We start from the raw sequence: 19,952 nt of genomic DNA, 5'->3' as shown, positions 1-19,952 counted from the left end.
CTATGACAACAACACCACTCTGGCAGCCATCGGCAGATACCATTGCTGATGCACAAATGACTGACTTTTTACAGCAGGTGAATACGCTGCAAGGCCAGACACTGGCCAATTACCAGGATCTTTATCAGTGGTCTGTGGAAAACAGTGAATGTTTTTGGTCAATGATTTGGGACTACTTTCAGGTTATCGGCGATAAGGGTGACAACATTGTTGTTGATAAGGAAAAACTACCGCAAGCAACATGGTTTCCTGAAGGCAAACTGAACTTTGCAGAGAATCTGTTACGCCGCCGCGATAATAAAGTAGCGGTGATTTTCCGTGGCGAGGACGGAAGCCGACAGCAACTGACTTACGGAGAACTTTATCAGCTTGTCGCGCAAACTGCGGCCGGACTGAAGCAAGCCGGCGTTGTTAAAGGCGACCGGGTCGCTGCAATGATGCCCAATTGCATTGAAACCCTGGTTGCCATGTTAGCGACGACAAGTCTTGGTGCTGTCTGGTCCTCTTGTTCACCGGACTTTGGTGTGCAGGGTGTCGTCGATCGCTTCGGCCAGATAGAGCCGAAAGTGTTGTTAACTGTCGATGGTTATTTTTACAATGGCAAAAATCTTAATATTAAAGATAAAGTAGCGGATATACTCGATCAGCTTAACAGTGTGGAACAACTGATACTGGTTAGTTTTAGTGACCAGAGTGACCAGTTGACAGGGGATCAGGTTATCAGCTGGGAGCACTTAACTGACAATGATGCTACCGATATTGAGTTTGTCACTACCGAATTTAATCACCCGCTTTATATTATGTTTTCATCCGGCACCACGGGTGTTCCAAAGTGCATTATTCACGGTGCCGGCGGCACGCTGTTACAGCATCTCAAAGAACATGGACTGCATACTGATCTGAGCAGTGAAGACGTCTTATTTTATTTCACTACCTGTGGCTGGATGATGTGGAACTGGCTGGTCAGCGGGCTGGCTCATGATGCCACGCTGGTGCTCTTTGACGGTTCTCCGTTCGCTCCCGAAGCTAAGTTCCTGTGGGATGTGGCGGAACAGGAAGGTATCACCGTCTTTGGTACCAGTGCTAAGTACCTCGCAGCACTGGAAAAAGCAGACGTTAAGCCACGGGAGTCTCATGACCTTGAAAAATTACGCACCCTGCTGACCACAGGTTCGGTTTTACCCCCGGAAAGTTTCGACTACGTGTATCGCGACATCAAAACGGATGTGTGTCTGTCTTCGATTTCCGGCGGCACCGATATCCTGTCCTGCTTTGCCCTTGGCTGCCCTATTCTACCGGTCTATCGCGGTGAACTGCAGTGTCGCGGGCTGGGGCTGGCGGTTAATGTCTACAATGACACTGGCGAGCCAGTCGAAGGCGAGAAAGGCGAATTGGTCTGTGAAAATTCGTTTCCTTCTATGCCCCTTGGCTTTTGGCAGGACGATGATGGCGAACGTTACTTTAACGCCTACTTTGCCCGCTTTGAAAACACCTGGGCTCACGGCGACTTTGCGCAGTTAACCGAACATGGCGGAGTGATAATTTATGGCCGTTCTGATGCCGTTTTGAATCCCGGTGGCGTTCGTATTGGTACAGCGGAAATTTATCGCCAGGTCGAAAAAGTCGACGAAGTGATGGAAAGTATTGCCATTGGGCAACAGCATGAAGACGATGAACGCGTTGTTTTGTTCGTCAAACTCCGCGATGACATCAGTCTGGATGATGAGCTGCGGGACAAAATAAAGAAAACCGTACGCGCTAATGCAACCCCCCGTCATGTTCCGGCTGTTATATTGCAAGTGGCTGACATCCCGCGCACAATCAGTGGTAAGATTGTGGAATTAGCGGTTCGCAATGTAGTCCATAACGAGCCGGTTAAAAACACCGACGCCCTGGCTAATCCAGAGGCACTCGACGAGTTTCGTGACCGGCCCGAATTGAACTGATAACGAGCCTTTTAAAAAACTTTATTAACAAGCTAAAGGCAGTTATGACTCTTTTCCCTGGTGCGAAACAGGTATTTTTAACAGCTTTTGCCGGCACGCTATTAACCGTGCTGGCTTTTAGTTATTTGCGTTATCTGGAAAACCAGACAGTTAACGAAGCATTGCAGTCAGAAGCATTCAATATACAGCGGGAAATCCGGCAAAACTTAACCTCTCATTTATTTGCCACTGAGCTGTTGGCGCGCGAATGGGAACAGAGCACTGAGTCTATTGACCAACGCTGGCAGTATGATGCTGAGCTTATTACCTTGTACTATCAAAGTGTTCAGGGCATGGTCTGGCTATCTCCTGATTTAACCATCCAGCGTTTTTATCCAGCCGTACGGCAACCTCAGTTACTGGGGACCCGGTTCAGTGATTCCGAATTAATTCCGACCCTTACCGAGTCGGCGGGTAATCGCCACGCCATGGTTGGCGACGCCGGTAATTTGGGTCGGCTAAGCAGTGATATTATTATGTTTGCTCGCCTGCAGCGGGCCGGGGAAGCCGGTTTCCTCGGCCTCATTATCAGCCTGCAGGACTTACTGAACAATGTCATTCGCAGTAACATTGCCGAAGGATTTCAGTTGGCCATAAGCCATCGGCAACAAACACTTTATCAGTTCGCCGGTGACATTAGTCTTAAACCAGAATGGCAAATCGAACGAAACTTGCAACTGTTGGGCAATAGCTGGCAGTTGCAGCTGTGGTTAACGCCGGCAAAACTGCGCCAATTGCAGGGCGGCATCGCCCTGGCGATCTTAATCGCCGGTCTTCTTATTACCGCGATGCTGACTTTCGTCATTTATATTCTGGCGCAAAGCCGTTTTAAAGCCCAGCAGCTGGCTGATGCCAATATCGAACTGTACAGTGAAATTGATGAGCGCGAGCGAATTGAAAAGCAAATGGCCTACTTGGCCGAACACGACTCGCTGACCAATCTCATTAACCGTAATGCCCTAATGCGGTTGTTAGCGGAACATTTGCGAGACACCGACAAGACAGCCAACACAGCCGTACTGTTTATCGACCTGGACCGCTTTAAAGAAGTCAATGATGCGCTTGGTCACACGGTAGGCGACGAGCTGCTGCGCCGCGTTGCCCGCCGTATCAGTAAGCTGGCCCCGGATAATAGCCGGTTGGCGCGCTCCGGCGGCGATGAATTTTTGCTGGCTATTTTTCAGCCTGAAGAGCGGCAAAAAGTCTTGCAGGTCTCACAACAGCTTCTGGCCGCTTTGGATTCGCACTTCTTTGTCGATGATTATGAGTTATTTATCAGTGCGTCTATCGGTATCGCTTTCGCTAACGATGCTGACTTTAATCCGGAATACCTTATTCGTAATGCTGATACGGCGTTGTATCAAGCTAAAGATAATGGCCGCAATACGTTTCATTTATACGATAAAGCGGTACACCGCGATTTGGCCCAGAAACTGGAACTGGTTAAGCAGCTTCGTTACGCAGTCGAGAACGAAGCGTTACAGGTGTACTATCAGCCAAAAGTTGATTTACTGAGTTATCGCATTGTTGGCTTAGAGGCTTTAGTGCGCTGGGTGCAGGAAGACGGTACTGTGGTGGGCCCGGATCAATTTATACCCATTGCTGAAGATACCGGCTTAATTATCCCGTTATCAGAGTTTGTCTTAAAAGAAGCCTGTAAACAACTTCATAGCTGGCACAAAATGGGCTTCGATGAGTTAACCATGGCCATCAATATATCCGGCAAGCAGCTGCATTTACCGGACTTAGTTGATGATATTATGGAGACTGTTAATAACGCTCAGGTGCCGGCAGACCATATTGAATTGGAATTAACGGAACAAGTGTTTATTGAGAATATTCAGTCTCATACCAACTTCATGCACGCCATCCGGGAGCATGGCATTAGCCTGGCCATCGATGATTTTGGTGTTGGCTATTCGTCTTTATCCTATTTGAAAAACTTTCCGGTAACCTCATTAAAAATTGACCGTTCATTTGTTAAAGATCTGCCGGAAAACGATGACGATGCGGTAATTGTACAAACGATTATCAACTTGGCTAAAAACTTAAATATTCAATTGGTTGCAGAAGGTATAGAAACATCACAGCAAGTCGATTTCTTAATGAATCGGGACTGTGGTATTGGCCAGGGATTCCTGTTTAGTAAACCTGTGCCGGCAGCCGAGTTCACCCAGTTATTAGAAAATTATCACGGGCTGATACCAGTACAGATTGCCCAGTGAAGCGGAGGTTAATGTGGAACGAGAAAGCATGGATTTTGATGTTGTCATCGTAGGTGCCGGTCCAGCTGGCCTGGCTGCCGCCTGCCGGCTTGGGCAACTGGCGAAAGAAGCCGATCAGGAGTTAATGATTTGTGTTGTCGAAAAAGGTGCTGATATCGGTGCTCATATTCTCTCCGGAGCAGTATTTGAGCCACGCGCCCTGACCGAGTTGTTCCCTAACTGGAAAGAGTTGGGAGCCCCGCTGAATACAGCGGTCAGCGGTGATGACATCCTGTTTTTAAAAGACCATCAGGATTATTCAAAAATACCTGGCCTCGCGGTACCAAAAACCTTTCATAATGAAGGCAATTATATTGTCAGTATGGGTAATATTTGCCGTTGGTTAGCAGAACAAGCTGAACAACTGGGTATCGAAATTTTTCCTGGCTTTGCCGCCAGTGAGTTGCTGTACAACGAGGACGGTAGTGTTGCCGGCATCCAAACCGGAGACATGGGTGTAGCCGCTGACGGCTCAGAAAAAGATGGCTATATGCCCGGGATGGAATTGCGGGCCAAATACACGCTATTTGCCGAAGGCTCGCGCGGTCACTTGGGCAAGCAACTAATCAAACAGTTTGAGCTGGATAAAGACTGCACACCGCAACACTATGGGCTAGGATTTAAAGAAGTCTGGGATGTTCCGGCCGAAGTGCACGAGCCCGGTAAAGTAGTCCACACAGCGGGTTGGCCGTTGGTCGATAACGGCTCCGGAGGCGGTTACTTATACCATGCTGATGACGGTCAGGTGTATGTGGGGCTTATTGTGGATTTAAACTATAAGAATCCGTATCTGAACCCTTTTCAGGAGTTTCAACGCTTTAAAACTCATCCGGCCATCAAGCAGGTGCTGGAAAATGGTAAACGGGTAACCTATGGCGCCCGTGCCATTACCAAAGGTGGATATTATTCATTACCGAAGATGACGTTCCCCGGTGGTATGATGGTGGGCTGCAACGCGGGCACTCTCAACTTTGCAAAAATTAAAGGTAATCACACCGCCATGAAGTCAGCGATGATTGCCGCTGAAACTGTATTCTCAGCCATTGCAGAAGGTCAACAGCATAATGATCTGAGCCAATACAAAGACGCTTTTGAAAAGTCCTGGGTGTTTGATGAATTATATCGTTCACGAAACTTTGGCGGCGCAATTCATAAGCTTGGTAATACACTCGGCGGGGCTTACAATATGCTGGATCAGAATTATTTTGCCGGCAAGTTACCGTTTAAATTTAAAGAGTGGACAGCAGATTACCAGTGCACCGAAAAAGCTGACAAACATCAGCCTATTGATTATCCAAAGCCCGACAATCAATTAACTTTTGATCGCTTATCATCGGTATTTTTATCCAATACTAATCATGCTGAAGATCAGCCCTGCCATTTAAAATTAGAAGACAACGATATTCCGTTAACAGTTAATTTGCCGGAGTATGCTGAGCCCGCTCAGCGCTATTGCCCTGCTGGTGTTTATGAGATTGTTGAGGAAGATGGTAAACAAGTCTTTAAAATTAATGCGCAGAACTGCATCCATTGTAAAACTTGTGATATTAAAGACCCGTCACAAAATATTACCTGGGTAACACCCGAAGGCGGGGGTGGACCAACTTACCCTAATATGTAATTATTTTTTGACTTTGTGAGTTATTAATACACCTAAGGAAGATCATGAGTGATTTTATTAATATTATCCGCCATGAACGCCGTTTAAATGCTGCGTTAAAAGACATTGAAATTGATGAGTTAAAAAACATACAGGAAAAGTTAGCGCGCATTATTGCTAATCGAGAGCAGGAAGAAGCAGAGCGTGAACAACAGCGGCAATTAAAGAAAATAAAAATTGCTGAATTAAAACGCTCTATGCAGGAAGCAGGTATCGATATTTCTGATATTTTAGAAGAAGAACTCGGTTCTGAGTCTTTAACGGATTTAAAACAAAAAACTCAGCGTAAACGCAACCCGAAACCAGCAAAGTATGAATATCGGGATCTGACCGGTGAAACAAAAACCTGGACTGGTCAGGGCAGAATGCCCAAAGCGCTGCAGCAAGCCATTAATCAGGGCCAGTCGTTAGATCAATTTCTCATCGCCAAACGCTCTTAGTCACTGAATAATAACGGACGCCTTAATAGCTGGATAATTTTAATAAGGCGTCCTTTTTAGACTGAGGCTGACTTATTTTAGCTGGAATACGGTGAATCCCGCATCACCCACGCCGACATCGGCACTAATACGGTAACGTCCATTACCCCGGGCTTCGGTTTCGGAGCTAACAATAGCGCGGGTCTGTTCGATATCACCTGATGTCATGCCGCTAACCGACGATTTACCAATACCCACGTCAGCAAAAATACGACTGATATCATCACCGTAAAGAGCCAGTTCCACTTTACCTACCCCTAAATTAAGACGTGTGTCTGTGGTATCCACGGCTCCGTAAATTTCACCGACACCCACATCAACATCAATTGCTGCCATTTTTGGTAAGGTAACCCGCCAGTGGGTATGAATATCATCATCAGGTGAAACAGATAGTTGCAGTTGGTTGCCGCGCCAATCACTGACTAAGGTAACACCATGAATATCAGGGTCAGACGGCAGCAGGCTGCCCTTAGTCTTCTTTACCGTTAGTTCAATCTGTACTTCGCCGGCCTCGCCACGGATAAATTCTACTTCAGCCACACCACTGTCAATGCTTAACTCAGTTGCGTCATTGACAGCAAACTGATATTCACTGATCGCCTGCTCATCGGCATAGACAGCCGATGCTGCGGTGGTTAATCCAATCAGTCCTAAAGCCAGTGGCCATATTTTTTGCTTTAACATATCGCTTTGTCCTGTTCTGTTTTTCAGTTGGTGGTACGCTCGATACTGATAACGCGTTGACAAAGTCTACTTAGCAAGCCTTGTGCCAAATAATTTTATCTTTTTATTTCATGAGCTTAGAATTAACTTAGAAAAAACAGAAAAGCGCACATTAGCGCTTTAGCTTAAAATTTAGTGCAGACGGCAACTTATTAGCAGGAGCAAAAATGCAACCCATTGCTATAATCCACACCCCATTCCCGGAAAAATTCAGTATTCCCCGTCAACCCGGCCTTGCGCCATCGGTAAGGGCAACTATTGAGCTAACCGGCGATTACAACCACAACGCCAGTATTAAAGGTATTGAACAGCATAGTCATTTGTGGCTGTTGTTTCAGTTCCATCAACATGTGGATAAACAGTGGCAGGAGCAAGTTCGTCCACCGCGCCTGGGGGGTAACCAGAGCCTGGGCGTTTTTGCCACCCGCTCGCCCTTTCGGCCAAATAACCTGGGGTTATCGGTGGTTAAACTATTAGCTGTTGAAAGCGAGCCCAATACCCGCCTGGTTGTGTCAGGAACCGACTTACTCGACAAAACGCCCATTGTGGATATTAAACCCTATGTTCCCTACGTAGACTGTATTAACGAGGCAAGCAGTGACTTTGCCGGAACTAAGCCCGCTCAGTTGCAGGTGATTTTCGCCCCTCAGGCCAAACAACAGCTACAGCAGTTCTGCCGCCAGGTACCCGAGTTAGAGGCCGTTATTCGCGAAGTTTTGAGCCAGGATCCGCGCCCCGCTTATCAAAAACAACAGCCGCAGCGCCAATACGCCAGCAAATTGTTTGATTATGATATTCACTGGCATGTTGAAGACCAACAATTGATCGTCGAAGAAATTCGTCCACTGGCGCCGTAAAAGGCTTTTGAGATGGCACAGACGCTGGTAAACTTCTGGCTGTTTTGCGAAACCAACATGAGACCATTGCATCATGCGTAGCAGCCAATATTTATTATCAACACTAAAGGAAACTCCATCCGATGCCGAGGTCATCAGCCACCAGCTGATGCTCCGGGCCGGGATGATTCGTAAAGTCGCTTCCGGCTTATATACCTGGACGCCAAGTGGTTTACGGGTGCTGCGTAAAATCGAGCAAGTGGTGCGCGAAGAAATGCAGGGCATTGACGCGCTCGAAATTTTAATGCCGATGGTGCAACCTGCCGATTTATGGCAGGAATCCGGTCGCTGGGATGACTACGGGCCGGAATTACTGCGGCTTAAAGATCGTCATCAGCGCGACTTCCTATTGGGGCCGACCCATGAGGAAATCATCAGTGAACTGATCCGCAAAGAAGTAAAAAGCTACAAACAGCTGCCCGTGACCCTGTTTCAGATTCAGACAAAATTCCGCGATGAAATACGCCCTCGTTACGGCGTAATGCGCGCCCGCGAATTTGTTATGAAAGACGCCTATTCGTTTCATTTAACGGAAGACTGTTTACAGCAGGCCTACGATGAAATGTATCAGGCCTACTGCCGTGTATTCCAGCGCCTGGGGCTGGACTATCGCCCGGTTATTGCCGATACCGGTTCTATTGGCGGTCACTCTTCCCACGAATTCCATGTGCTGGCCAACTCCGGCGAGGATGAAATCGCCTTCTCTGACAGCTCTGACTACGCTGCTAACGTAGAAATGGCTGAGGCGGTTGCACCACAGGGCGAACGGCCGGAACCGTCGATGCCGTTGCAGGAGCACGCGGTGCAAGGCGAAGATCTGGCCGCTTTACTGCAACCCCTGACAGTATCTGCCCAGCAAGCGATAAAGTGTTATCTGGTTCAGGCCAGTGACGCCATTGAAGCCGATGAAGTCCTGCTGGTCATCCGTGCCGATCACGAGCTAAATAGCATAAAAGCCGAAAAACTTGAAGCCGTAGCCAGCCCTTTGACGTTTAAAGCCAGCGGACAGGAAAATGAGCTGCCGAACGCGTTTTTAGGGCCGGTTGATTTTAATGGTCCGGTTCTGGTTGACCATACAGCCGCTCAGCTGGCAGATTTTGCCTGTGGCGCTAACAAAAAAGGTTATTTTTTAACCGGCGTTAACTGGCAGCGTGATGCTCAAATCGCCCACTCAGTGGATATCCGTAACGTTGTCGAGGGCGATGTCAGCCCTTGCGGTCAGGGAAAACTGAAAATTGCGCGGGGTATCGAGGTCGGCCACATATTTCAGCTGGGTAAAAAATACAGTGACGCAATGAAGGTTGGGGTTCTGGCAGAGACCGGTAAACATGAGCATTTATTAATGGGTTGTTATGGCATCGGTGTGTCACGCATTGTCGCAGCGGCCATTGAGCAACACCATGATGAGCGAGGCATTCGCTGGCCGGATAATCTGGCACCCTTTCAGGCGGTTATCATTCCTATGAACATGCATAAGTCAGTACGAGTTCAGGAAACTGCCGAGCAGCTTTACCAGCAACTCAAGGATCATGGGGTTGAAGTGCTATTTGATGACCGTAAAGAGCGACCTGGTGTTATGTTCACGGACATGGAACTGATTGGTATCCCGCATCAGATAGTCGTTGGCGAACGGAACCTCGACGATAACAATGTCGAATACCAGAACCGCTGCGAAGGCGAAAAGATTAAGTTAAAAATCGATGACGTGCTGGCTCACATAACCGGCACCAGCGCTTAATTATAAAACCTGCCCGCAATGCAGCGTCACTGTGATGCTGCATTGCGCTGTCACTGTTATCAGCGGTGGTGGCCGGCTAACGGCTCGACATAATGCAAATGCATATCCCACGGGAAGTGAATCCAGGTATCCTGATCTAAATCCGCAACATAGTCGTCAACCAACGCCATACCCGCTGGCTTAGCGTATACGGTAATAAACTTTGCTTTTGGTAGTCGTTGGCGCAGATACTTAAGGGTGTTGCCGGTATCAACCAAATCATCAACAACTAAAAACCCTTCACCATCGGTGGTTGCTGACACATCTTTTAAGGTTTGCAGCTGATCACGCTGTTGATCGTGGTCATAAGAGCTAACGGCGACACAGTCTACAGTTCGCAGATTCAATTCACGGGCAATGATAGCGGTCGGCACCAACCCACCGCGGCTGACGGCAATAATGCCCTTGTATTGTTCAGCCGGCAACTGACGCCGTGCTAACTCTTTGGTAGCCCGGTGCAGTTCTTCCCAGGATACAAAAAACTCTCGATTAGAATGCCATGCCATACTAACTTACCTCCTGTTATACGCATTGCGAAATGGTAGCACGTAAATCGAGCCTTTTGTTTAACGCCGTTAGCATTGTCTTTAGCAAGCGGCTATTTTATCCTATGGCTTTAATTTTTCTGACCTTGAGAGAGCTATGCCGACAGTTTACTTTATCGATGCGGATGGAAATCAGTTTGAAGCCGAAGCTGACAGTGGTACCAATGTCATGGAAGCTGCCGTAGACAATTTTATCGACGGCATTGTCGGCGAGTGCGGTGGGGTTTTATCCTGTGCAACCTGCCACTGTTATGTCGACGAAAAATGGCAGGCGAAACTTGACCCGCCATCTGAACAAGAAGAAGACATGCTCGACATGGCCGTAGAGCCGAAAGATAACAGCCGCCTGAGTTGCCAAATCGAACTCACTGACGAGCTTGACGGACTGGTAGTTCACCTGCCGAAAACACAGTTTTAGAGTTTAACGGGTGTGGCTACTCAATAGCCTGTAGCCGCACCACCACTTCATCATGATAACCGGTTATTACCGTAATTAAGCCCGACCAGTCTTTATCCAGCGCCTCATCTCCCGAGTCCATTAACAGCGGCTTACCCTGCAGACCTTCCAATTTCTTTTTCGTTGCCACCAGATAGATGTTGTCACGACCGACATGCCGCAAGATACGCGGACTCAGCTGTTGGTTACCGCGGCCGAAGATATGCCCCTGGCCGCCGATAAGGGTAATAACCAGCTTCACCCGGCCCGGATTCTGTTCTTTTACTCGCTGATAAAGCTCAGCCTCTGTTAAATCCCTTGCCAGCAGTTGCTGTTGGTGAACCCAGTCCACGCCCAGCAAAGTGTTATCCAGCCCCATTTCTTCCATAATTGCGGCAACCGTCGAGCCGGAACCCATAATCAAATGCTCATCATCAGTTCGCTCTATAACCTCAGCAGCAATATCAGCTAACACCAGTTCGTTGCTCTCTTTACCGCCCATTTTTACCGCCTGCACATACTCTAATTCAGCCGGTATTAACATTTCACCAAAGCGTCGGGCTTTTACGATACCTTGCCGAAACAGCTCTTCATCAATGTCCATCACGTCAGCCAGGTGCAGGGATGACAGCTGCCCCTTAATCAGCCGTTCGATTACCCGACCTGCGGCTTTCGGGCTGACCGCATAAACCCCGGAATGGATTTTTACCCCGGCCGGAATACCAAGCACCAATTGTGTTTCGTTAAGACACTGGTAAACATCGCGCGCAGTTCCGTCACCGCCGGCAAAAACCAAAATGTCGACACCCTGTTGCTGGATGCACTGCACTGCCTGTTGAGTATCTTCAGCTGAGGTCTGTTGTTGGTCCGGCTGATATACGCTCTGGTAGAAAAAACCCCGTTGCTCGAGTAAGTCAGCCCCCATTGCGCCAGCAGCCGTAACGAACTGTATCCTGTCGCGATAGGGCTCAATTACTGACAGGGTCTGCTCAGCACGGCAACCGGCCTTCAGTTCTGCCCCCAGTTGCAGTGCTTTTTCGCGCGTTTCTGCCCCGTCACTGCCCTTTAAGGCAACCGCACCGCCGATACCGGCAAACGGATTAACGACAAAACCAATCGATAAGCGCTGCGTCGTCATTATTCGCCGGGGTTCTCTGCTGAGTCCTGGATCGCTTCCCCGGCACTTTCTAAGTCTTCACCGGCACCTTCGATGGTTGCACAGCTGGCCAGACCCAGCAGGCAGCCGATAATTAAAATTCGACGTAACATATGCATTCTCCTTGTTCGGCATTAGTCCGTAACCAGTTCGAGAATCTGCTCCCGAACCGGCCAGCGGGTGTGATAAAAGTCGCATAAGGCACGGGCGAAACATTCGGCTCGTACCGGCAACTGTCTATCATAGTAGTCTAATAACTGTGCTTTTACTGCATTAGCAAAGGCCGCTCTGTCAACTTCAATACCGCTAAGATTGTCAACACTGACCCGAAACGGAACGTCGGCACACAGCGAAAATAGCCATTCAAGTGCCTGCGGCTTGCGCTCGACTTGTTCAAAAGCCGCTTGCTCCACTGCACTGCGGCCATCAGGCCGGTACCAGTAACCGTAGTCAAAGATCAAGCGTCTGACTTTTCCGGCAATACACCAGTGGCTCACTTCATGCAATGCTGACGCGTAAAACCCATGCCCAAAAACCACTCGGTGAAAGCGCTCACCCTGAGCTGCCGGCTGATAAAACGGCTCGTCCTTGCCGGCCACTAACAGCGTTGACTCGGTATTGCCAAAACAGGCCGAGAAAATATCGATTAACTCTTGATAATGCCGTTGCTGCACTGCTGCTTCTCACCTGTACTAACGGATAACCGGCGTTGATTGCTTAACATCCGCATTTTGCGCGCGATGTCGCAACCAATGATCGACCAATACCAAGGCTGCCATGGCTTCGACAATTGGCACCGCACGAATGCCTACACAGGGATCATGACGACCGCGGGTGACAATGGCTTCTGCTTGACCAAAACGATTAATGCTGTCACCGGACAAGCTGATGCTGGAGGTTGGTTTGAAGGCAATATCAGCCCGTAATTGTTGTCCGGAACTGATCCCTCCCAGCACGCCACCGGCGTGATTGGAACAAAATCCGCCAGGCGTCATCTCATCACGGTGTTCACTACCGCGCTGATTAACCACCGCAAAACCATCACCAATAGCGACTGCTTTAGCAGCGTTGATACTCATTAGCGCTTTCGCTAAATCAGCATCCAGCCGGTCAAAAACCGGTTCGCCCCACCCCGGCGGCAGCCCGTCAGCCTGCAAGTGGATGCGGGCGCCAACAGAGTCGCCCTCTTTGAGCAGCTGCTTAATCAAATCCTGCATCGGTTCAACGGCATTAGCATCAGGACAAAATAATGGGTTATCACGAACGCTTGCCCAGTCCAGTTGTTGTGCCACCACATCCCCCATTTGCACCAGCCCGGCGCGGATCTCAATTCCCTGCTGCTGCAACAACTGGGTAGCGATAGCGCCGGCTGCAACCCGCATGGCAGTCTCTCTTGCCGAAGACCGGCCTCCGCCGCGGTAGTCGCGAAAACCATACTTTTGCTGATACACATAATCGGCATGGCCCGGCCGGAAACTGTCCTTGATGTTGGCATAGTCCTGGCTACGCTGATCCTGGTTACGGATCAGTAAACCGATAGGGGTTCCTGTGGTGCGCCCCTCAAACACACCAGACAAAATTTCTACCTGATCGTTTTCGCGGCGCGCGGTGGTATAGCGGCTAGAGCCGGGTTTACGGCGATCCAGCGCCTGTTGTATTTGTTGTTCTGACAATGGCAGGCCCGGCGGGCAACCATCAACAACACCACCTAATGCCGGGCCGTGGCTCTCGCCAAAGGTGGTTACCCGGAACAATTCTCCAAATGAGTTACCGGCCATAATCGCTCCTGTGCTGCTGCAACTGCGCCTGTGACAGGATGAATACGCCGTCGCCACCACGCTCAAACTCTACCCATAAAAATGGGGTGCGGGGGTATTTATTGTTTAGCGCCGGCATCGAGTTACCCACTTCACAAATTAATAAACCCTCAGGGTTGAGGTGATCAGCTGCCTGTAACAGCATTTTATCAACTAACTCCAGACCATCATCGCCGGCAGCTAACCCCATCACCGGCTCATGCTGATATTCTGCCGGCAAGTCTTCCATGTCTTCACTGTCCACGTAGGGAGGGTTACTGACAATCAGGTCGTAGCGTTCTCCTGTCAGCTGTTCGAATAAATCCGAGCGTAACGGGAATACGCGGTCGTCCAAACCGTGCTCAGCTATGTTTTGTTCTGCCACCAGCAACGCATCGGTGGATAGGTCTACCGCATCAATTTCAGCATCACTAAACTGGTAGGCACAGGCAACGGCAATACAGCCGCTGCCGGTACACAAATCAAGAATGCGGGCGGGGGGCTCAGTTAACCAGGGCTGAAAGCTCGCTTCTATCAGTTCAGCCAGTGGTGAGCGCGGAACAAGAACCCGTTCGTCAACGTAAAAAGGCAGACCGGCAAACCAGGACTGGCGGGTCAGATAAGCAGCAGGCCGGCGCTGTTCAATACGCTGCTGTAACAGCTTAAGATAAGCCGCTTTTTCGTCCCTGGTCAGCCGACAATGACGACTGTCAAATAGCTCATCCGGGGTCAGCTGCAGTATAAAGCCCAGCAATACCCGGGCCTCTTCGACGGCGTTGACCGTGCCATGGCCGAAGTGAAGTTCCTGCGCGGTCATTTGAGTGACGCTGAAGCGCAGTAGATCATCAATAGTGTGCAGGTCCTGCACAGCGTTTTCGATAATTGAGGGGTTCAACGGTGTCTCCGCTCAGCTGAATGATTTATACTAGTCTCATGTGCTATAGAATAACCTAAACAAGCGTCAGAATCATCCATCATGAAGAGTAAGAAAAGGCTAAAAACAGAGCTGGCCCAGACGGTTACTGACGACGACATCGAGCTATTTCGACAAGCCGCACGCGGAGCAAAAACCTTAACCAGCGACCGCGTTCAGCCCCTGCCAGCCCGCCAGCGCCTGCAGAAAAAACAGCGCCGCCAGCAGACCCGGGCGGTGACTGCAGCCAACAATGCGGCAGCGGACGTTTTTTCCGACCAATTCCAGGGTTATCTTGGCGAGGGACCGGTGCGCTATGTGGCAGAGGGGGAATCACCGTATTTGGCTAAGCAACTCAGGCGTGGCGACTACAGCCCGGATATGTTGCTGGACTTACACGGTATGACTCTGGCCACAGCAAAACTCGAGCTCACCGCTATGTTGCAGGCCTGCGAGCAACAGTTAATTGAATGTTGCTCTGTCATGCACGGTCATGGCAGTGGCCGCTTAAAGGAGCAAGTGCCGCACTGGCTGATCCAGTACCCCGGCCTGCGCGCCTTTCATCAGGCGCCTAAAACCTGGGGTGGCGATGCCGCTATTCTGATCTTAATTAAGCGGCGCGATTAACGGGTTCAGCTGGCAACCCGCTCGGCAGCCTTTAACTGTTTGAATGAGCCGCGCAGAGTTTGTGGATCAAAGTCCAGGACTGCGATTGCCCCCGTCGGGAAAATAGGAGGCTGTTTGGCGCGGTCAATTTCGTGCACCAGATAACTGACCAGTGGCATGTGTGATACCAGTAACACTTTTTTCCGGTTAACTTCAGCCTCACTGCCACTCAGTTCCGCCACTAGCGCGGCCAGCGTTTGTGCCGGTTCGGTATCCGGTGTTAACTCGCGCAAATCAGCACGATGGTCAGTGTCAATGAACGTTAGTGCTACCGCGGCGCTTTGTTGTGCGCGGATGTAAGGGCTGACAAAACAGGCGTCCAGACCATCAACTTCTGCGGCCAGCCAGCGGGCGCTAGCCGCTACTTCCTGCTCTCCTTCGGCAGTTAACTCACGTTGTTCATCAGATTGCGCAGAGAGCGGCAACACTGCATGACCATGGCGCATAATATACAAGCGCATAGCTACTCCTTACTTCTCTGATTACGTTGGGTGTCAGGACGTCCCCCGGTCACCTTATCGGCCCGGCCTTCCTGTTTGGCCCGCTCGGCACGACGCTTACGCACAGCTTTGGGGTCAGCTATCAAAGGCCGATAAATTTCGATGCGGTCACCATCACGGGGGGCAGCGTCCAGCTTAGCTGCCTTATTCCAGATACCGACTTTTTGCTGATTGAGATCAATGTCGGTAAAGTGCTGCTCAATGCCGGAGCGCTCAATACACTGAGCGACGGTTGTACCCTGGGGGACCTGTACCGTCAAAATCAGTTGTTTTTCCGGGGTTGCGTAAGCCACCTCGACCGTAACCAGCTCAATACTCACTGATAAACCTGTTTAGCCCGCTGCGCAAAAGCATCAACCATGCGTGTTGTCACTTCACTAAAAATCTTACCGAACGCCATGCCAAGCAGGCGGCTGGCAAATTCAAACTCAAGTTCAAACTGGATTTTGCAGGCATCGTCACTAATCGGAATAAAGCGCCAGCCGCCACGCAGCTGCTTAAAAGGTCCGTCGACCAGTTGCATGTCTATACGCTCAGGCGCCGACAAAATATTTTTTGTGGTAAAGCTTTTACGAATACCCGCTTTACTGATATCCAGCGTTGCCACTTTGTAGTTTTCACCTTGCTCACTGACCCGCGCATCAACGCATCCCGGCACAAACTCAGGATATGTGTCAATGTCATTAACCAGGTCAAACATTTGTTGGGCACTGTAAGGTACCAGCGCACTTTTCTCGATTCTGGGCATGATTTTCCTATCGCCAAATTCGGTTTGCGCAATAATAACGCAATCTGCCAGCCTTTCTAGTCCTTAAAGCAATTTTCTTTTATTCAATCATGGGTATAATGCGCATATGAGTAAAAAGAAACCACAACAAAGCAGCGGCACTATCGCCCTCAACAAAAAAGCGCGTCACGAATATTTCCTTGAGGAAAAATTTGAAGCTGGCGTTAGCCTGCAAGGTTGGGAAGTAAAGAGTATCCGTGCCGGAAAAGTAAATATCCGCGATAGCTACGTTATTATAAAAAATGGCGAGGCTTATCTTCTTGGTGCTGAAATACAGCCCCTTAACCAGGCGTCCAGTCACGTCTATTGTGAGCCTGATCGCAGCCGTAAATTACTGCTTAAGCGCAAAGAGCTGGACAAACTTATTGGCGCCGCCGAACGCGAAGGTTACTCGATTGTCGCCACGGCTATGTTCTGGCGCGGCCCCTGGGTTAAGCTGGAATGTTGGCTGGCGAAAGGTAAGAAGTCACACGACAAGCGCGATACGGTGAAAGAGCGTGACTGGCAGCGGCAAAAAGCCCGCATTATGAAGCACACAACCCGTTAATTTTGGGTGCCGGGCAAGGGTTCCGTAAAAGCCCAGTAGCCGCCGTTGACTTCGCCTCCGACGCGTTCGATTAATCGATGCTGCCAGCGGCTGCCTGACATTTTTAACTGCCATTGCAGCGGCTGCGACTGAACAATATCAAAGGGCCAGTCAATTGCGCTGGCCGCTTGTTCCCTGCGCAGTTCGGCTACTGTGGGCCAGCGCCCGAGCTGATGATAGAGTGTCCTCAACAGGTTACGGCGGTTGCTGATTTGGTTGATCATGACATCAACTGTCAGCTGCTCATAGCGCAGTCGCTGTTCGATCAACAATAATGCCGCACTGCTGAGCAGTAAACCAAACAGGCTAATGGTCATTACTATCATGCCACGCTGACAGGCCTTATTGCAGGCTGGCACGCTGTAACCGTAATAAAGTGGTCAGCAGCTGCTCGTCGTCCGGTTCCAGATGCCCCAGCTGCGTGCGTGCCGACATCAGGGTTGCCGTGGTCAGCCGTAACCTTACCAACGCCAGATTATGCCAGTTCAGTGCATCGTCAGCATCCAGCTTGATAGCCGCAGCATAAGCTTTCTCGGCTGCCTGCAGGCGCTGCTGACGGAAGTGAATATGGCCCAGCAGTTGCAGGCTTTCAGGAGTCTGTAAATGCCGTGAATGAAGCTGATTGAGCCGCTGTTCGGCACTTAATAAATCCCCCTGTTGATACCAGTATAATGCCTGATCATAAACCTGATATTGCTGATGAATCTGCTCCACTGTTGCCTGACAAGCACTCAGTAACAGGCTCAATGGCAATATTAAAAAAACTGTCCACCGGTAATTGAGTCGTGGCATCACATCGCTCTCCCTGCGATAAAAAAATAAGCGGTTGTCCTATCCAGTGTTCCAGCGGCCACGGGGCTAAAGCTGATAACTCGATAATTCCGTAGGCCCCTTTAAAACGATAGGATCTGCCCGGTGATAAATGCCGCGTCACACTGATTATCCGTAACTGCCGATCGACCGCCAGCACATCAATCGGCGCTTTCATTCCATAGGTATGAATAGCACGGCAACGCGGAAACCAAAACGCCTGCGAATAGCTAGGTTCCGGCTGCCTCAACAACCCCCAGAATCTCTCACTGAAACTTTGCATAGCCCTTGCGTGCGGCCAGATCACAATCCTTGTTTCTTGCTGCATCATTAAAACCCACCCTCGCTGATCTGTAATACGATAGGACCCAGAATGATCAAAAAATTAACTGGAAAAAAGCATGTCATCAGGGGGAACAGCAGTTTAACCGGCGCTTCCTGCGCTCTTTTTTCTGCTTCATTAAGCAGTTGCTGACGCATTTGCAGTGACTGAAATCTGAGTGTCGTTACCAGGCTACTGCCTTGTTTATGGCCCTGGATTAGCATCCCGGTCCACTCATTTAATAGCGGCAGCCGGTACTGTAACGCCAGCCGCTGCAGTGCCTCTGAAAATGGCGTTCCCTGGCGTAACTGATAATTAACCCGACTGATTTCAGCCGCCAGCAGGCCTCCTTCGCATGCCTCTGCTACCCGCGCTAAGGCCGGTATCAGCGGAATGCCGGCAGCAATCATCATCGCCAGCAGATCACTAAAATCGGGCAGCTCCATTTTTATTTTATGCTGTTTTCGGGCAAACTGTCCGCGCACCCGGCTGATATGCAATAACAACACTAAAATAGCCCCCGCTAAGAGAATAAACTGGCCACTGAGCAGAGCGCCGGACAGGGCGCCCAGCAGCAAAGCGGCCCAACTATTAACCTGGCGATGAACTGCTTGCTGACGCCCTTCACTGTCAAATAGATAAACTAACCGATGTTGCAGCCCGACCGGTAAGCGAAGCCAAAGTCCGGCGCTGAGCTGGTCCAGGCGCGACAAAATATCCAACCGTCGCCAAAGCCAACTCAAGGCGTAACAAACCGCCACAGTACAGAGAAAAATCGACGGCAGCAGGATAAGCAGCATCAGAAGTCATCCGTATTTAGAATTTTTTTCATCATCCAGCCACCCAGCAACATCAAAATCCCCGCAGCGACCAGCATTAACTGCCCAATCAGCCGGTCAGTCAGCATCGCAATATGGTCAGGTTTCATGCTGCGTAACAGAAAAAACAGGGCAACCGGCATCAGAACCAAAACCCGCGCCTGCATTTTTGCCTGTGAAGATAAGGTCGCCTGGCGTTCACGGATATGCTGTTGCTGCTGCAGGTTGTCCGCCAGCCGCATCAGTAAATCCGACTGCTGGCCACCGCTGCGAAAGCCCAGGATCAACGACTGCACCACCATTTTAACGGAAAAAATCGGCACTCGTTTTTGCCAGCCTAATAGTGCACTTTCCAGATCCTGACCTAATTTAACCTGCCGTAAAATTTCATTGACCTCCTGACCTAACGGCGCCGCCAGCTCACCTCTTAATCCGCCAATGGCGTTAGCCATACTAATACCACTGCGCAACTGGTTGCTGAGAGTAACCAACATCGGCGGCAATTGTTTCTGCAGCGCCCGATAGCGGCGTTTTAATAACCAGCGGTAGCCCGCCGGCGGTGCTACAACAACCACCAGCAAACACACCATTGCGGTCAGCCAGTCCGCCAGTAACCAACCGAAGACAGGCACCAGCAACATGGCAAACAGGTACAGCCGCACTAATACACGCGCTGGCAGGTACAGAAAAAACTCCTGCAGCGAGCGCTGTGCATTGATTTCCAGTGTCCCTTCGATATGTTTCAGCCGCCGTTTATTAAACTGCACCAGCAGGCTGCCCCAGAACACGCCGCTGAGTAATAAACTAAAGGCGACCAACCACTGAGTTAACAT

At 49.9% G+C, this 19,952-nt stretch carries 24 protein-coding genes; 9 read left to right on the top strand and 15 right to left on the bottom strand.

The annotated features are described in order from the left end of the window. Positions 1-2: 2 nt before the first annotated feature. From LG288_RS04575 to LG288_RS04560, 4 genes are read left to right on the top strand one after another with little or no spacing between them, the layout of a single operon-like run. Positions 3-1,946 carry an acetoacetate--CoA ligase gene (locus LG288_RS04575; protein ID WP_404402477.1) on the top strand — a complete coding sequence of 648 codons (1,944 nt, stop codon included), beginning with the start codon at positions 3-5 and terminating at the stop codon, positions 1,944-1,946. A 44-nt stretch (positions 1,947-1,990) separates the two neighbouring features. Then, positions 1,991-4,210, top strand: coding sequence for a putative bifunctional diguanylate cyclase/phosphodiesterase (locus LG288_RS04570; protein ID WP_404402475.1), 2,220 nt, complete (start codon positions 1,991-1,993; stop codon positions 4,208-4,210). A 13-nt stretch (positions 4,211-4,223) separates the two neighbouring features. Then, positions 4,224-5,870, top strand: a complete 1,647-nt coding sequence (locus tag LG288_RS04565; protein WP_404402473.1) for an electron transfer flavoprotein-ubiquinone oxidoreductase — start codon at positions 4,224-4,226, stop codon at positions 5,868-5,870. A 44-nt stretch (positions 5,871-5,914) separates the two neighbouring features. Further along, positions 5,915-6,349 (top strand): H-NS family nucleoid-associated regulatory protein, encoded by a 435-nt coding sequence (locus LG288_RS04560; protein WP_404402471.1) that lies wholly within the window; start codon positions 5,915-5,917, stop codon positions 6,347-6,349. Between the two features lie 72 nt (positions 6,350-6,421). Here LG288_RS04560 and LG288_RS04555 read toward each other — a convergent pair whose 3' ends face one another. After that, positions 6,422-7,072: a hypothetical protein gene (locus tag LG288_RS04555; protein WP_404402469.1), complete on the bottom strand. Its 651-nt coding sequence runs from the start codon at positions 7,070-7,072 to the stop codon at positions 6,422-6,424. Positions 7,073-7,278: 206 nt separating this feature from the next. Between LG288_RS04555 and tsaA the strand changes: the two genes are divergently transcribed. Together tsaA and LG288_RS04545 are read left to right on the top strand one after the other, a co-directional pair. After that, the gene (tsaA, locus tag LG288_RS04550; protein ID WP_404402467.1) at positions 7,279-7,968 is read left to right on the top strand and encodes a tRNA (N6-threonylcarbamoyladenosine(37)-N6)-methyltransferase TrmO; all 690 of its coding nucleotides are present in this window, start codon (positions 7,279-7,281) and stop codon (positions 7,966-7,968) included. Positions 7,969-8,041: 73 nt separating this feature from the next. Further along, entirely contained in the window at positions 8,042-9,745 is a 1,704-nt protein-coding gene (locus LG288_RS04545) for a proline--tRNA ligase (RefSeq protein WP_404402465.1), read from the top strand. A 59-nt stretch (positions 9,746-9,804) separates the two neighbouring features. Here LG288_RS04545 and gpt read toward each other — a convergent pair whose 3' ends face one another. Further along, positions 9,805-10,290: a xanthine phosphoribosyltransferase gene (gene gpt, locus LG288_RS04540; RefSeq protein WP_404402463.1), complete on the bottom strand. Its 486-nt coding sequence runs from the start codon at positions 10,288-10,290 to the stop codon at positions 9,805-9,807. Between the two features lie 136 nt (positions 10,291-10,426). On the opposite strand from gpt, the gene LG288_RS04535 reads away from it, so the two are divergent. Beyond that, a complete protein-coding gene (locus tag LG288_RS04535; protein WP_404402461.1) occupies positions 10,427-10,747 on the top strand; it encodes a 2Fe-2S iron-sulfur cluster-binding protein in 321 nt (106 codons plus the stop codon). A 16-nt stretch (positions 10,748-10,763) separates the two neighbouring features. On the opposite strand, the gene LG288_RS04530 is transcribed toward LG288_RS04535, so the two are convergent. From LG288_RS04530 to prmB, 5 genes are read right to left on the bottom strand one after another with little or no spacing between them, the layout of a single operon-like run. After that, positions 10,764-11,903 (bottom strand): ATP-NAD kinase family protein, encoded by a 1,140-nt coding sequence (locus LG288_RS04530; RefSeq protein ID WP_404402459.1) that lies wholly within the window; start codon positions 11,901-11,903, stop codon positions 10,764-10,766. Next, positions 11,903-12,034: an entericidin A/B family lipoprotein gene (locus LG288_RS04525; RefSeq protein ID WP_404402457.1), complete on the bottom strand. Its 132-nt coding sequence runs from the start codon at positions 12,032-12,034 to the stop codon at positions 11,903-11,905. Before LG288_RS04525 ends, LG288_RS04530 begins: the two co-directional genes overlap by 1 nt. Before the next feature lie 21 nt (positions 12,035-12,055). Beyond that, positions 12,056-12,595: an elongation factor P hydroxylase gene (locus LG288_RS04520; protein ID WP_404402455.1), complete on the bottom strand. Its 540-nt coding sequence runs from the start codon at positions 12,593-12,595 to the stop codon at positions 12,056-12,058. Positions 12,596-12,613: 18 nt separating this feature from the next. Continuing rightward, positions 12,614-13,699: a chorismate synthase gene (gene aroC, locus LG288_RS04515; RefSeq protein ID WP_404402453.1), complete on the bottom strand. Its 1,086-nt coding sequence runs from the start codon at positions 13,697-13,699 to the stop codon at positions 12,614-12,616. After that, positions 13,689-14,612 carry a 50S ribosomal protein L3 N(5)-glutamine methyltransferase gene (prmB, locus tag LG288_RS04510; protein ID WP_404402451.1) on the bottom strand — a complete coding sequence of 308 codons (924 nt, stop codon included), beginning with the start codon at positions 14,610-14,612 and terminating at the stop codon, positions 13,689-13,691. The genes aroC and prmB overlap by 11 nt, the downstream gene beginning before the upstream one ends. An 81-nt stretch (positions 14,613-14,693) precedes the next feature. Here prmB and smrB point away from each other — a divergent pair, with 81 nt between their 5' ends. Further along, positions 14,694-15,257: an endonuclease SmrB gene (gene smrB / locus LG288_RS04505; protein WP_404402449.1), complete on the top strand. Its 564-nt coding sequence runs from the start codon at positions 14,694-14,696 to the stop codon at positions 15,255-15,257. Positions 15,258-15,262: 5 nt separating this feature from the next. On the opposite strand, the gene sixA is transcribed toward smrB, so the two are convergent. The 3 genes from sixA to LG288_RS04490 are packed head-to-tail and all read right to left on the bottom strand — an operon-like array spanning position 15,263 to position 16,544. Continuing rightward, positions 15,263-15,757 (bottom strand): phosphohistidine phosphatase SixA, encoded by a 495-nt coding sequence (gene sixA / locus LG288_RS04500; protein WP_404402447.1) that lies wholly within the window; start codon positions 15,755-15,757, stop codon positions 15,263-15,265. Between the two features lie 2 nt (positions 15,758-15,759). Beyond that, entirely contained in the window at positions 15,760-16,116 is a 357-nt protein-coding gene (locus tag LG288_RS04495; RefSeq protein ID WP_404402445.1) for an RnfH family protein, read from the bottom strand. Next, a complete protein-coding gene (locus LG288_RS04490) occupies positions 16,113-16,544 on the bottom strand; it encodes a type II toxin-antitoxin system RatA family toxin (RefSeq protein WP_404402443.1) in 432 nt (143 codons plus the stop codon). The genes LG288_RS04495 and LG288_RS04490 overlap by 4 nt, the downstream gene beginning before the upstream one ends. Before the next feature lie 106 nt (positions 16,545-16,650). On the opposite strand from LG288_RS04490, the gene smpB reads away from it, so the two are divergent. Then, the gene (gene smpB, locus LG288_RS04485; protein ID WP_404402441.1) at positions 16,651-17,130 is read left to right on the top strand and encodes an SsrA-binding protein SmpB; all 480 of its coding nucleotides are present in this window, start codon (positions 16,651-16,653) and stop codon (positions 17,128-17,130) included. On the opposite strand, the gene LG288_RS04480 is transcribed toward smpB, so the two are convergent. Genes LG288_RS04480 through LG288_RS04460 form a run of 5 tightly spaced genes read right to left on the bottom strand, consistent with a single transcriptional unit; the run spans position 17,127 to position 19,952 of the window. Further along, positions 17,127-17,486, bottom strand: coding sequence for a hypothetical protein (locus LG288_RS04480; RefSeq protein WP_404402439.1), 360 nt, complete (start codon positions 17,484-17,486; stop codon positions 17,127-17,129). The two genes, smpB and LG288_RS04480, sit on opposite strands and share 4 nt — an antisense overlap. Before the next feature lie 25 nt (positions 17,487-17,511). Continuing rightward, the gene (locus tag LG288_RS04475) at positions 17,512-17,883 is read right to left on the bottom strand and encodes a hypothetical protein (protein WP_404402437.1); all 372 of its coding nucleotides are present in this window, start codon (positions 17,881-17,883) and stop codon (positions 17,512-17,514) included. Continuing rightward, positions 17,849-18,310 (bottom strand): DUF192 domain-containing protein, encoded by a 462-nt coding sequence (locus tag LG288_RS04470; protein ID WP_404402435.1) that lies wholly within the window; start codon positions 18,308-18,310, stop codon positions 17,849-17,851. Before LG288_RS04470 ends, LG288_RS04475 begins: the two co-directional genes overlap by 35 nt. After that, positions 18,310-19,101, bottom strand: a complete 792-nt coding sequence (locus LG288_RS04465; RefSeq protein ID WP_404402433.1) for a type II secretion system F family protein — start codon at positions 19,099-19,101, stop codon at positions 18,310-18,312. Before LG288_RS04465 ends, LG288_RS04470 begins: the two co-directional genes overlap by 1 nt. Further along, positions 19,101-19,952, bottom strand: a complete 852-nt coding sequence (locus LG288_RS04460) for a type II secretion system F family protein (RefSeq protein ID WP_404402431.1) — start codon at positions 19,950-19,952, stop codon at positions 19,101-19,103. Before LG288_RS04460 ends, LG288_RS04465 begins: the two co-directional genes overlap by 1 nt.

The organism is Idiomarina seosinensis (genome assembly GCF_044797955.1).
Lineage (GTDB): Bacteria > Pseudomonadota > Gammaproteobacteria > Enterobacterales > Alteromonadaceae > Idiomarina > Idiomarina seosinensis_A.
The sequence above is the reverse complement of the archived record's forward strand: the minus strand, read 5'-3'. Positions and strand labels throughout refer to the sequence as shown.